Source organism: Oscillibacter acetigenes (assembly GCF_025567605.1).
GTDB lineage: Bacteria > Bacillota > Clostridia > Oscillospirales > Oscillospiraceae > Oscillibacter > Oscillibacter welbionis.
Map to the genome: position 1 here is coordinate 254784 of NZ_JAOQKG010000006.1, position 13067 is coordinate 267850.

The 13067-nt window shown below is 62.4% G+C and carries 10 protein-coding genes and 1 tRNA gene; 4 read left to right on the plus strand and 7 right to left on the minus strand.

The features are described 5' to 3' along the window. Positions 1-427: 427 nt before the first annotated feature. Both OCV80_RS13555 and OCV80_RS13560 read right to left on the minus strand, forming a co-directional pair. A complete protein-coding gene (locus OCV80_RS13555) occupies positions 428-610 on the minus strand; it encodes a ferredoxin (RefSeq protein ID WP_021751001.1) in 183 nt (60 codons plus the stop codon). 14 nt (positions 611-624) lie between these two features. Next, entirely contained in the window at positions 625-1344 is a 720-nt protein-coding gene (locus OCV80_RS13560; protein WP_021751000.1) for an ATP-binding protein, read from the minus strand. A 110-nt stretch (positions 1345-1454) separates the two neighbouring features. Between OCV80_RS13560 and OCV80_RS13565 the strand changes: the two genes are divergently transcribed. Then, positions 1455-2126, plus strand: a complete 672-nt coding sequence (locus tag OCV80_RS13565) for a Crp/Fnr family transcriptional regulator (RefSeq protein ID WP_021750999.1) — start codon at positions 1455-1457, stop codon at positions 2124-2126. A gap of 13 nt (positions 2127-2139) precedes the next feature. Beyond that, positions 2140-3162, plus strand: coding sequence for a flagellin lysine-N-methylase (gene fliB / locus OCV80_RS13570; protein ID WP_267288473.1), 1023 nt, complete (start codon positions 2140-2142; stop codon positions 3160-3162). A gap of 802 nt (positions 3163-3964) precedes the next feature. Here fliB and gap read toward each other — a convergent pair. After that, the gene (gene gap, locus OCV80_RS13575) at positions 3965-4978 is read right to left on the minus strand and encodes a type I glyceraldehyde-3-phosphate dehydrogenase (RefSeq protein ID WP_021750997.1); all 1014 of its coding nucleotides are present in this window, start codon (positions 4976-4978) and stop codon (positions 3965-3967) included. Between the two features lie 300 nt (positions 4979-5278). On the opposite strand from gap, the gene OCV80_RS13580 reads away from it, so the two are divergent. Continuing rightward, positions 5279-6295 (plus strand): LacI family DNA-binding transcriptional regulator, encoded by a 1017-nt coding sequence (locus OCV80_RS13580; RefSeq protein ID WP_021750995.1) that lies wholly within the window; start codon positions 5279-5281, stop codon positions 6293-6295. A 50-nt stretch (positions 6296-6345) separates the two neighbouring features. Here OCV80_RS13580 and OCV80_RS13585 read toward each other — a convergent pair whose 3' ends face one another. From OCV80_RS13585 to OCV80_RS13595, 3 genes are all read right to left on the minus strand, one after another. Beyond that, positions 6346-8421, minus strand: a complete 2076-nt coding sequence (locus OCV80_RS13585) for a serine hydrolase domain-containing protein (RefSeq protein ID WP_267288474.1) — start codon at positions 8419-8421, stop codon at positions 6346-6348. A gap of 485 nt (positions 8422-8906) precedes the next feature. Further along, complete coding sequence (locus OCV80_RS13590; protein ID WP_021750991.1) at positions 8907-10091, minus strand: MFS transporter; 1185 nt, start codon at positions 10089-10091, stop codon at positions 8907-8909. Continuing rightward, on the minus strand, positions 10088-10936 hold the full coding sequence (locus tag OCV80_RS13595; RefSeq protein ID WP_036631223.1) for a pyridoxamine kinase: 849 nt from the start codon (positions 10934-10936) through the stop codon (positions 10088-10090). Before OCV80_RS13595 ends, OCV80_RS13590 begins: the two co-directional genes overlap by 4 nt. A 116-nt stretch (positions 10937-11052) precedes the next feature. Here OCV80_RS13595 and OCV80_RS13600 point away from each other — a divergent pair. Next, positions 11053-11135: transfer RNA gene (locus OCV80_RS13600), tRNA-Leu, on the plus strand. Between the two features lie 613 nt (positions 11136-11748). On the opposite strand, the gene OCV80_RS13605 is transcribed toward OCV80_RS13600, so the two are convergent. Further along, positions 11749-12933: an ABC transporter ATP-binding protein gene (locus tag OCV80_RS13605; protein WP_021750988.1), complete on the minus strand. Its 1185-nt coding sequence runs from the start codon at positions 12931-12933 to the stop codon at positions 11749-11751. Between the last annotated feature and the right edge of the window lie 134 nt (positions 12934-13067).

Sequence of the window (13067 nt, forward strand, 5' to 3'; positions counted from 1 at the left end):
GCCCGGCCTGCTTCTGCCTGGGCGCGGCGGCCCAGTCCCCGCGGGGGTGGGGAACTTGCCTTCCGGTGCGCCCCCCTTTCCTTCTGCGGCCAGCAGGGGCAGCCCCGCCGCAGGGCTGCCCGCAGCCCATTCGCTGGTGCGGCAATTCGGGCTTCCGCTTGGTGCCGTCCTATCACAACGGGGCACAGGGATTGGGGCTGCAAGGGAAACGCACAGCTCCCGGAGGCCGGTTTCAGAAAACCGTCGGTTTTCGATTCGCCTTTTCACAAGAAGGGGAAATTCAGCTGGAAGACCCGGCCGGGAATTACAGGCTGTGCGACTTCACCGCGGGCGCATTCCTAGACCGGGCTGTTTTAACGGTATACTGGGACCCGCACCGCAAGACCGGCATGAAAGCAGGCCCTGTCCATGTGGACAGGGCCTGCTTTCATGCTTCGATGCTGATGGCGCTGACCGGGCAGCCGTCCCGGGCCTCCTGGGCCGCCTCCAGCTGGCCCTCCGGGATGCCGCTGCCGTGGGCCAGACCGTCGTCGCCCATGTGGAATACCTCCGGGCAGGTGCCGGCGCACAGGCCGCAGCCGATGCAGTTCTCATTTACTGTTGCGTTCATATTGGTCACTCCTATTATTCCAGAATATTTCCATCCCGGCCCAGTGTCACCACCTGCCAGGGAATGAACTTGCCGCTCTGCCGCAGGGCCGTCTCCGCTGCCCGCTGCATACCGCCGCAGCAGGGGACATCCATCCGCACGATGGTCAGCTCCCGGATATCGTTGCGGCGAAGGATCTCCGTCAGCTTTTCGGCATAGTCTCCCTCATCCAGCTTGGGGCAGCCGATCAGCGTGATGCGGCCCCGCATGAACCGCTGGTGGAAGTCCGCCCGGGCATAAGCCGTGCAGTCCGCCGCGATCAGCAGCCGGGCACCGTTGAACCAGGGGGCCTCCACAGGCACCAGCTTGATCTGCACCGGCCACTGGGCCAGGTGGGACACCGCGCCGTCCTGCGGCGCGGAAACGGCCTGAGCCACCGCCGGACGGAGGGCCTGGGCCATACTGCCGGGACAGCCGCCGGAGGGCGGCGTCTGCCGCGGCGCGGTGCCTTTCAGGGCCTCCGCCTTCTTTGCCAGGACAGCTGCTTCATCATAGGCTGCGGCCTCCCGCTCCACAAACGTGATGGCTCCGGTGGGGCAGGTGGGCAGGCAGTCTCCCAGACCGTCGCAGTAGTCGTCCCGCAGCAGGACCGCCTTGCCGTCCACCATGCCGATGGCACCCTCGTGACAGGCTGCGGCACAGGCGCCGCAGCCGTTGCATTTCTCCTGATCGATCTCGATGATCCTTCTTACCATAGTGTGTCTCCTTTTTGGGGTTTCAAACGTTTTGCTTGCTTTCTGAGACCTAGTATCGTACAATGGGATAAAAAAGTATGTTGTTTTTACAACGGAATGGAGAAAATGGTATGGAAGTTTCTACCGCGCTTCTTCTCCGGACGCCGTTGTTCCGCGGGATTCCGCAGGAGGCGCTGCCTGCGCTGCTGGAGGGCCTGGGCGCACGGAAGCGCCGCTGTGGCCGGGGTGAAGTGGTCCTGCGGCGGGGAGAGCGGGCGGACCGGCTGGGGCTGGTCCTCTCCGGGACGCTGCATATCGTCAAGGAGGATTTCTGGGGGAGCCGCACCATTGTGGGCCTCGCCCGGTCCGGAGAGGTGTTTGCGGAGGCCTATGCCTGTCTGGGCGGTGAGCCGCTGGAGGTGGCCGTGCTGGCGGCAGCGGATGCGGAGGTGCTGTTTCTCAACAGCGTACAGGCGCTGTCCTGTGCCCGGCCGGGCGCCGCGGAATTCACCCGGAACCTGCTGACCATTCTGGCGGGGCGGAATCTGACCCTCACCCGGAAGATTGGCCACATGGCCCGCCGCACCACCCGGGACAAGCTGCTCAGTTATCTGTCCGCCCAGGCCATGCAGGCCGGAGGGCCGGAGTTTGATATCCCGTTGGACCGCCAACAGCTGGCAGACTATCTGGCGGTGGACCGCAGCGCCATGTCTACCGCACTTGGAAAGCTCCGGGACGAGGGTGTGCTGACGTTTCAAAAAAACCATTTCCACCTGCTTCAGCAGATGGAGCAGACTGACTGAGGAGGAGAGCGCCATGCTGACCCGAGTGCCGGATTATTATGAGGCGTTTCACTGTCTGGCGGGGGCCTGCCCCCACACCTGCTGCGAAAAGTGGGAGGTGGTGGTGGACGAGGAGACCGCCCGCCGCTATCAGGAGACCCCTGGCTCCCTGGGGGAGCGGCTGCGGGAGGCGCTCCAGACGGACGAGGAGGGGGATTTCTGCTTCCCCCTCCGGGGCGGCCGGTGCCCCTTTCTGAACCGAGAGAATCTGTGCGAGATCCACCGGATATTGGGAGCAGAGGCCACGTCCCTGACCTGCCGGACCCACCCCCGGTTCATTGAGGAGTACGGCCCCTTTCGGGAGGTCAGCCTCTGTGCCTCCTGCCCGGCAGCCTGTGACCTGCTGCTTGGCTCCACCGCCCCGCTGTCCTTCCTGGAACGGGAGACGGCGGAGCCGGAGGAACCGGGAGACCCGTGGCTCTGCGGCCTCCTGCCCCTGCGGGAGCGGATGCTTCGGGAGCTGGCGGATCGGCCTCGTCCCCTGCAGGAGCGGCTGGAGGCATTTTTGCTCCTGGCTGCGGAGGCGCAAATCCTGCTGGATGAGGACCGGACAGAGGACCTTGCGGCTCTGGCAGCGGACTGGAAGAAGCGGGAGACGGCGGTACCGCCCGGGCCTGGCCTGTTTCCACACGCCCTGCGGGTGCTGTCCAAGCTGGAGGCCCTGGACGGGGACTGGCGGGAGCTCCTGCGCAGGGCGGAGGAGGCGCCGCCCGCCGCCGTGCCGGAGACGCTGCTGGAGCGGCTGGGCACATACTTTGCATTCCGGTATCTCCTGAAGGCGGTCAACGACGGCGACCTGCTGGGGCAGGCGCAGTTCTGCGTGCTGATGGTCCTGACGGCACAGCGCCTGACGGCAGTATGTGGCTTTTGGGAGGCTGTCCGCCGCCTTTGCTGTGAAGTGGAGCACAGTGAAGAGAACCTGGAGGCGCTGCGCCTGGCGTTTCTTCGGGATGCAGCTCTCTCCCCCGGGGCGTTTTTGTGCCAGATGCGGAGTTGAGCGGCTTTGCCCGCACCTTTGTGCATTTTGCTCACGGTAATTGATTTCGATTTATGGAAAGCGTAAAAATACACAAAAGCACTTGACAGCAAAAGAAATCTATTGTACATTATAGACACAGGAAAGGAGTGAGTCCCATGGGCTAGTTAGCTCAGAGATTCCCAATCATCCCTGCACCGTTCGGAATCGAGGAATTCCTCAAAACGCGAAACTCCGGAAGAACCCAAAGACGAAACACACCTCACGATGATGAGCCACACGAGAATCGAGTTTTGGTAGCAACCAGAGCAGACGTCTGCGTGTACCGATGTTTTATGGATTGGCAAACCCCTGAGTTCCCCTGTTTCCCCAGCATCCGGACGGTATCTCAAGAAAGCAAGAGGTAATGCATATTGGAAACTCCGATCCAGAAGTAGGCCCCCCGTTCGTCGTTGGAGCGAGCGGGGGGTTGTGCTGTATAGAGGGCATCCGGCAAAAAGCAGGGATGCGGAAGCTGAAAGCCTGTTGGGGCGCCGGAGGGCGCTTTTTTGCTGCGCAGAAGCACCGAAACAGACTGTGTGCCGTCTCCGGCGGTACGGTGACCCGGTCCGGCCCGTGGGCCGGATGCATAAAGCTGCCGGGATCTGGCGGAGCGCCCCATTCTTATGTGCGTTCACACCGCATGAATTTTTCTGCCCTGAAGGGCTGGGAAAGCGGCAGAACACCGGGCGGCCCCTCCCCTGCCGCGTGCTGCGGGCCCTTTCCTCTGCGGAATGTGAAAAAAGCTCCCGGGCCAAATGGCCCGGGAGCTTCTGCGTCGATCTTACTTGTGGTCCACAGAGGACATATAGCGAATCAGCTCCACCATCTTGTTGGAATAGCCGCACTCATTGTCGTACCAGGAGACGACCTTCACGAAGGTGTCGGTCAGAGCGATGCCGGCATCCGCATCGAAGATAGAGGTGCGGGAATCGCCCAGGAAGTCGGAGGACACAACGGGCTCGTCGGTGTAGCCCAGCACGCCCTTCAGCTCACCCTCAGAGGCCTCCTTCATGGCCTTGCAGATCTCCTCATAGGAGGCGGGCTTCGCCAGCTTGGCGGTCAGGTCCACCACGGAGACGTCCAGAGTGGGGACGCGCATGGACATGCCGGTCAGCTTGCCGTTCAGCTCGGGGATGACCTTGCCCACGGCCTTGGCGGCGCCGGTGGAGGAGGGGATGATGTTGCCGGTGGCGGCACGGCCGCCGCGCCAGTCCTTCAGGGAGGCGCCGTCCAGCAGCTTCTGGGTGGGGGTGACGGAGTGGACGGTGGTCATCAGGCCCTCCACGATGCCGAACTTGTCATTCAGCACCTTGGCGATGGGGGCCAGGCAGTTGGTGGTGCAGGAGGCGTTGGATACGAACGTCATATCAGAGGTGTACTTGCTGTTGTTGACGCCCATGACGAACATGGGCGTATCGTCCTTGGAAGGGGCGCCCATGACCACGTGCTTGGCGCCAGCGTCAATGTGACCCTGGCACAGCTCCTTGGTCAGGTGCTTGCCGGTGCACTCGCAAATATACTCCGCACCCACGGAAGCCCAGGGAATGTCCTTGACCTCCATAGCGGTAAAGACAGGATACTTCTTGCCGTTGACCACCAGGGCGCCGTCCTCGGCGGAGACCTCGCCGGGGAACTTGCCATGCACGCTGTCATACTTCAGCATGTAGGCCATATACTCGGGGTTCATGAAGGGATCGTTCAGGCCGACGACCTCTACATCGTCATGAGTCAGGGCGGCGCGGAAGACGAGGCGGCCAATGCGGCCGAAGCCATTGATGCCAATCTTGGTTTTCATATCGGAAAGACTCCTTTCACAAAATCAGACGCACCGGCGGCGCGCCGTCAAAACGTTTGCGTAAACGTTTTCTAATAATCGCACAAGTATATTATCATACGGTCGACCTTTTTGCAACTGTCAATTCAGATAACATTTTCTGCGGCAGGTTGTGGATAATCCATAAGAAAAAGGGCATATTTCACAATTTTTACACGAAACAGGGGGAAAAGGGGCTTGACGCGGAGGGAAAGCTGTCCTATACTGAAGTGGCTAATTATTTGCGTAAACCAATAAACCATTGCGCAAGGAGGCTGTCCCATGAAGGTGACCATCAGCGATGTGGCGAAGCTGGCGGGAGTGTCCACCGCCACCGTGTCCCACACCATCAACAATACCCGGTATGTGTCCAACGAGACGAAGGAGAAGGTCTACCGGGCCATCGAGGAGCTGGGATACACACCGGACGCTTCCGCCCGCAGTTTCCGCACGGGAAAGAAAAAGATCATCGGCTTTATTGTGCCCGATATCGCCAATAAATTCTTCGCAACCATGATTGAGTCTGTGGAAAAATATCTCTCCGCCAACGGCTACCAGCTCATCATCGCCAATACCCGGGAGAATATGGACCGGGAGGAGACCAATATCCGCCTGCTGACGGCGGGACTGGTGGACGGGCTGCTGGTGGCCAGCACCATGGACGATTTCCAGCGGTTCGACGCCCTGATCCCCGCAGGATTTCCGGTGGTGCTGGTGGACCGGATCTTTGAGACAAAGAAGTACTCCTCCGTCTGCGTGTCCAACTTCCAGCCCATCTACCGCAGTGTATGCCGGCTGGCGGGAAAGGGCGACCAGCGGATCGGCATCATCGGCGGCCTCCCCCGCCTCTCCAGCACGCAGGAGCGGATCTCCGCCTATCGGCAGGCTGTGGCGGACTGTGGCCTGCCGGAGGATGAGCATTTAATCCAATATGGCGACTCCCTGGAGAACAGCGCCTGCGCCTGCCTGGACCAGCTGCTGGAGCGCAAGTGCGACGCCATCATCGTCTGTCAGGGGCTGATGGCCTCGGAGACCATCATCTATCTCCACCAGAAGGGCATCCAGCTGGCCCAGGACATCGACCTGGTGAGCTTTGTGGACTATGACTCCGATGTGTACGCCCTGTACGCCAATCAGATGGACTCCATCATCCAGCCGGTGGAGGACCTGGGGCAGGCTGCGGGCGAGCAGATCCTCAGACGGGTGGAGGTGCCCGACGCGCCGATCTTTGAAAATGTGCTCACATCCACGTACCGCCCCTACAACCAGCCTCGGGCCTGGTCTCATTCGGACCGCTGAACTGAAAAAACGCGCCGCAGAAGCGGCGCGTTTTTCATGTCCTGGAGACGTTATCCCTGGAAGCGCAGGTGGAAGCGGGCGCCGGGATCACCGGCAAAGACAATCGTTCCATCCTCCGGCAAGGTGACGGTGGTGTCGCCCCACAGGACGGAGGAGGCAGTCACCTGGCCGTTTCCGTCATACACCCAGAAGCCGGAATTCTCCGGCACCTGCACGGTCATGGTCTTGCCGGCGGCATCGCCGACCTGGTACCAGCGGGCATAGCCATCCTCCTGAATGGTGGTGTAGGAGGCGCCGGAGCCAGTGAACAGCGTGGGCGCTGCGGCCGCATCCATGTAGAGGCTGCCCTTGGCATTGATCCAGAGGACGCCGTCCCGCTCCTCCAGCTGGTAGTCCACGCCGTCCCGGCTGCCCACGCCGGGCACCTGGATCTCAGAGCGGGCGGTGGTCTCGTCCACGATCCGGGCGGCGCCGATATAGCCGGGGATCGTTTCCGGCACCTCCGCGACCGCGGCGGCGTCCGCCAGCGCCAGGAAGGTCTGGGAGTTGTATGGCTCGTTCATGGGCAGGATACCCAAGGTGGCGATGCTGTCCCAGGCGGCGGCTACCTCAGGAGAGAGATCGTTCTCCGGCAGCTTCACGGCGGCGTAGTTGGCGATGGGCAGCGCCCCCAGGCCCGGCAGAGGGGAGACGGCCTGCTGGTACAGATAGGTCTGGCCGTTGCGCTCTTTCACAAAGGAGATGTAGGACAACCCGGTGGAATCCCGGAAGGAGCCGTCGCTGCAATAGGTGAAGGTCTGGGCGGGGATCGAGGTGGGATAGTTCAGGTAGGACATGGTCAAAGTGCCGTCGGCCTGGATATCCACCTGATACTGGGCGGAGGTGGAGCCGTAGTACCCGGCGTTTTCCAGCTGTTCCGCGGGCATGGCGGCGGACTCCGCCGCGGGCAGGGCCTTTACAGTCTGGTCCACGGTGACGCCCTCCTCCGCCAGAGCGGCGATGAGGATCTGATTGGCGGCCAGCTGGTCATAGGTGGACACGCCGCCGGAGCTGACCACAGCCGCGGCCATGTCATACTCCGGCAGGACCACCAGGCCGGCGTGGTAGTACAGGGTGTCACCGCCTTTCACCAGGGCCTGGATGTCGCTTTGGCAGAAGGGATACCACTCCATGTTGTCCCAGCCCAGGCCGTAGGCCAGGGAGTCCGGCTCTCCGCTTTCGGGCCACAGGCCCCGGCCGTACTCCGGATAGGCCATGGCGTCCAGAGAGGACTGGCGCAGCAGCTCCGTGCCTGTCAGGGCACCGCCGAAGGACGCCAGATCGGAAGCCGTGGCATAGATGCCTCCGGCACCGATGGCGTTCAGGGCATCCTGGGGCAGGGCGCGGGGGTCGGTGCCCCGGTAGATGGGGGCCAAATCGTTGGCGTCAAAGTCCCCGCCGGGAGCAAAGGTGCGGTCCAGGTCCAGAGGGGCCAGGATATGTTCGTCCACATAGTCCATGAAGTCCATGTCAGTGATGGCCTCCACCACCAGCTCCGCCAGGGAGAAGCCGTCGTTGCAGTAGACGCTGAAGGCGCCGGGGTCCGCCGCCAGCCGCTGGGTGGAGAGCTTCTCCAGCAGGGTGTCATGGGCGCGTGTGCTGGCCTCGCCGAACAGCATGGCGTCAGAGAGGCCGGTGCCCAGGATGCCGGAGGAGTGGTTCAGCAGCATCCGAACGGTGATGTCCTTGTAACGCTCGTCCGCCATTTTGAAGTCCGGCAGATACTGGGTCACCGGGGCGTCCAGAGAGACCTTGCCGTCCTCCGCCAGCTGCATCACCGCCACGGTGGTGTAGATCTTGCTGACGGATCCGATGCCGTACAGCTCGTCCCCGGTCATCAGGCGGTTTTCGGACCGGGAGAAGGTGCCGGTCTGGCCGGTGAGAACGATCTCCCCATCCTGCCACAGCGCGTATTGCAGGCTTTGCGCGCCGCCGTACTGGGCGGCGTAAGAGGCGGCGGTGTCCGCCAGGGTTTGCAGGTCCTCCGCGGCGGTCTCGGTTTCCGCCGCCGCGGCGGGGACCGCCAGGCTCACGGCCAGGAGGAGGGCCAGAACCAGGGCTCTCCAGCGAGTGTGAAGTACGTTCATAACAGTTCCTTTCCCGCCCCACAGGGCGTTTGTGCCGGACGCTCCGGCGAGATGACAGTGCCAGGATACACCTTCCCCCCAGGGGAAGGTCAAGTAAAAAATCCGGAAAGATCCGGTCCAACAGACGTTCCCGGGGACGGATACCCGTCCCCGGTGTCTGCCGGAAACACAAAGGCGGTGTTGAGCGCAGGACTCAACACCGCCTGATCTTCTGGATCAAAGCGCAACACAACGCCCACTCCCCGGGTTCGCACTTGAAAAAAGCGCACCCCGCCGGTATAATGGGAAATACGGTGCAGTCAGATGACTGTTGTGTTGAGTGGTCATGACACTCATCACAGGGACATAGCGGGTGGCCGCCCGCTATGCCCTGCCGCAGTTTATGCTTCCGCATTCAGTTTAACCGATGGAGAATGGAAAATCAAGGGCTTTCCAGAGTTTCTCGCCATATAGAAAACGGCACGGCAACCGCCGTGCCGCTCTTTTTATGTCTTGCTCCGCCCTGCCGCCAGCATGAACAGCACGCCGATGACGCCGAAGACCAGGCACATCCCCAGCATGGCGTCGGCGCCGCCCCAGTCGATGGCGTACCCCGCCAGGAAGTTGCCGAACATGGCCCCCAGGCCGTTGGAGGCGATCATCATAATGGACTGGCCCTTCACCTGGTCCACCGGGGAGACGTTTGCGTTGGCGTAGTAGACCGAGGCGGGGGTGAACAGCCCGTACCCCAGCAGCTGGACGGGCTGCACCAGCAGGAGTCCGGAGAGGCCGGGGGCCAGCAGGAACAGCAGGGGCTTCACCGCCATGAAGCAGATGGACATCCGCAGGGTCCCCGCCGCGCCGAAGCGGCGGAACAGCGGCGTGAACAGCAGCGCCGCGGGCAGCTCCGACGCCCCCATCAGAAACAGTGCCAGACCCAGGTGCCCCTCGTCGCCGCCCCGGTCTGAGACGAGGTTCACCATGAAGCTGACGATGGGCATAATGGCCGCCAGGGTGAAGAACAGGCTCACCAGCGTCAGGGTGAAGGGGCGGCTGCTTTTCAGAATGTACAATATGGAGTGGGGCCGCTCTCCCCCGCCTTGGGCCTGCAAGGCATCTTTGGGAAAGGCAGGGTACAGGGCCACCACCGCGATCATCAGCACCAGCAGCGCCATGTGGGTCAGCAGCAGGCTTTCTGTTCCGAAGCGCACCGCCTGCTGGCCGCACGCAACGCAGGCCAGGGCATAGGACAGAGACCCCAGCCCACGGCTGAGGCTGTACGACATGTCCACCCCGGCGGCGATGAACTGCACCGCCATGGAGTCCAGCAGAGGATAGGCGTTCAGCTCCAGAATGCCCAGGGTCAGGAAGATCAGGGCGGTGCCCCAGAAGCCGGGGCGGGTGGTGTAGAATACCACATTCACCCCCAGGGCCAGCACCAGACAGGCGTTCAGCAGGCGTTTGATCGGCACCTCCGGGTGGCGGTCCGCCCAGCCTCCCAGCAACGGCTGAGCCAAAATGCCGGCAAAGCAGCGAATGGAGGCAAAGATCCCCGCCTCCCCGCTGGTAAAGCCCCGCCCCAGCAGCAGAGAGGTCTGGTAGCCCGCGAAGATGGCAAACATGGCCCAGTAGACCACGTGGACCAGCGTATAGGATACGTTCAGCCGCCGCAGAGAGGGGAATTCGGTCATACGGTCTCCTTTCCGGGAATCAGCAGACCCAGCAGGGGTTCAAAATCCACGCCCTCCCGCATAGGCAGGTCTTCCGCCGCGGTCCGCTCCGCGCAGGCACGGACGAACGCCGCCGCCTCTCCGGCGGCGGAGGAGAGGGACTCCCCCCGCACCAGGGCCCCGGTGAGGACGCTGGAGAACACGTCCCCGGTGCCGTGGAACTCATGGGCTACATAGGCGGTCTGAACGGCCTCCGTCTTCCCGGTGCGGGCGTCGAAGCAGACGGCGCCGGTCCGGCCGGGGGCCAGAGAGGCGCCCGTCAGCACCACAGACCGCCGCCCTCCCAGGCTCAGCCGCTCCGTGATCTCCCGGAGGCCCGCCTCGCCGGCGGGCAGCGTCTCATAGGGCTGGCCCAGCAGCAGCGCTGCCTCCGTCAGGTTGGGGGTGATGACGTCCGCCAGCTCCGCCAGCCGGGCCATGCCGCTGCACATGGCGGCGGTGTAGGTCTGGTAGACCCGGCCGTAGTCCCCCATCACCGGGTCCACCACCACCACGGTGTCCGGTCCCCGGAACCGGCAGATAAAGTTCTCCACCACGCCGATCTGCCGCTCACTGCCCAGGAAGCCGCTGTATACAGCCTGGAATGTCAGGCCCAAGCTGGCCCAGTGGTCCGCCACCTTGGACATTTCGTCGGTCATGTCCAGAAAGGTGAACCCCTCGAACCCGCCGGTATGGGTGGAGAGAAATGCCGTGGGCAGGGGGCAGCACTGGACCCCCATGGCGGAGAGAATAGGAATGGCCACAGTGAGAGAACACCGGCCGAAGCCGGACATGTCATGAATGGCAGCAACGCGTGGGGTCATCATGGTACGCTTCCTCTTTTCAATGGTTTTGAACAGACTGCATTTCATTGTATCGTAGATTTTCCTATTGTTCAAGAGGAAGAGATGTGATATACTGCAACTATCCCAGCATCATCTCTGCGGGTATGGTGGAATTGGCAGACACGATGGATTTAGGTTCCATTGGGCAACCGTGCAGGTTCAAGTCCTGTTACCCGCACCAGCTCGCCGCAAGCGTCATATCGCTTGCGGTGAGCTTTTTCATTTCATTGCAGAGCTTATCGTGCGCTCGTTCTGCTGCTTTTCGATTCCAAACTGAACCAACTTCACTGGGCTTCGGTTTGGGTCCGCCGCTTTGCGGCGATTTTATCTTACTCACGAGGTAATATCGACTCCAACCGGCCCTGCCATCAAAAGGGGCATCTTTTTGGGATGTCCCTTTTGACGGGTTTCGCTGTCCGGAGGGATGGCTCCGCCCTCCGATGCTCTAAAATACGCGGGTGAATGAATTTGCATTGCGCTAGGCATCCGCTTTCCGGGAAAACACCTGCCCGCCGCCCGTGCCGACTGGAAGGGCGGTGCTGAAAATGTGGATTTTGACCGAACCGTTCCCGCCCAAAAAGAACGATATCCAGAGGCCGCCGGTTTTTGACGTTCGGCGGCCAGAGAACGGCTCCAAACAGCCGGTCCCCTTCTGTGCTTCCACGGTCCCGCAGCCACTGCCGTGCCGCTGGCCGCGCCCTGATTGAAACTAAAAAAAGGAGACGCGCTGAAAAGCGCGTCTCCTTTTACAGCAGAGTTTGACCGTGGTGCATCCGGCACGGCAGGGCGGCGGATCAGACCTCCAAATTCCGGCCGGTCTCCCGGTCGAAGACATGGGCCACGTTCCCGCCGAAGGTGAACGGCAGGGCGCTGCCGGTGGCGGGAATCGGATGCCCCGCCCCCTGGAGATCCATGGTCTGGAGGATGACGATGGTGTCCCGCCCGCAGGCGTCCACGTGGAGATGGACCGCAGAGCCCATCATCTCCGCCACGTCCACAGTGCCCCGCACCGCCTGGGACGCATCCCCGGCCAGGGAGATGTGCTCCGGCCGGACGCCCAGCGTGATGGGGCCGGGCTGGACCTGCTTCCGGGCCAGGTTCGCCTGCTTGGCTTCGGAGAGTTCCACCCGGGCGTTCTCCAGAACCACCGCATAGCGGCCGTCTTCCTTCACCAGCTCCGCATCAAAGAAGTTCATCTGGGGCGTGCCGATAAAGCCCGCCACGAACAGGTTCGTGGGATGGTCGAACACCTCCTGGGGCGTGCCGATCTGCTGGATGACGCCGTCCTTCATGATGACGATCCGGTCGCCCAGTGTCATGGCCTCTGTCTGGTCGTGGGTCACGTAGATGAACGTGGTGTCGATCCGCTGGCGCAGCTTGATGATCTCCGCCCGCATCTGGTTGCGCAGCTTGGCGTCCAGGTTGGAGAGCGGCTCGTCCATCAGCAGGACCTTGGGCTCCCGCACGATGGCCCGGCCAATGGCCACCCGCTGGCGCTGGCCGCCGGAGAGGGCCTTGGGCTTGCGGTCCAGATACTCCGTGATGCCCAGAACCTCCGCCGCCTGATCCACCCGCTTGCGGATCTCCTCCTTGGGGTACTTCTTCAGCTTCAGGGGGAAGGCCATGTTCTCCCGCACAGTCATGTGGGGGTACAGAGCGTAGTTCTGGAACACCATGGCGATATCCCGGTCCTTGGGTGCCACATCGTTCATCAGCTTGCCGTCGATATACAGTTCGCCGCCGCTGATCTCCTCCAGGCCGGCGACCATCCGCAGGGTAGTGGACTTGCCGCAGCCGGAGGGGCCTACCAGCACGATGAACTCCTTGTCCGCAATGTTCAGGCTGAACTCCTGCACTGCCAGCACGCCCTCATCCGTAATCTGGAGGTTCGTCTTCTTCTCCTCAGAGCCCTTTTTCTTCTTGGCGGGTTCCTGGTGGGGATAGACCTTCTTGATGTTTTTCAGAATAACTTCTGCCATGATATCAGGCTCTGGAAACAGCGCCTCCGCAGCTGTTCCCTCACGGCCGGCCGGGGCCGGTCCGCCTCTGTGGCAGGTCTCCACGCTGCCGCACCGCGAGCCAGGCGGGGTTCTCCTCCTTTTTTCGTCCCGCT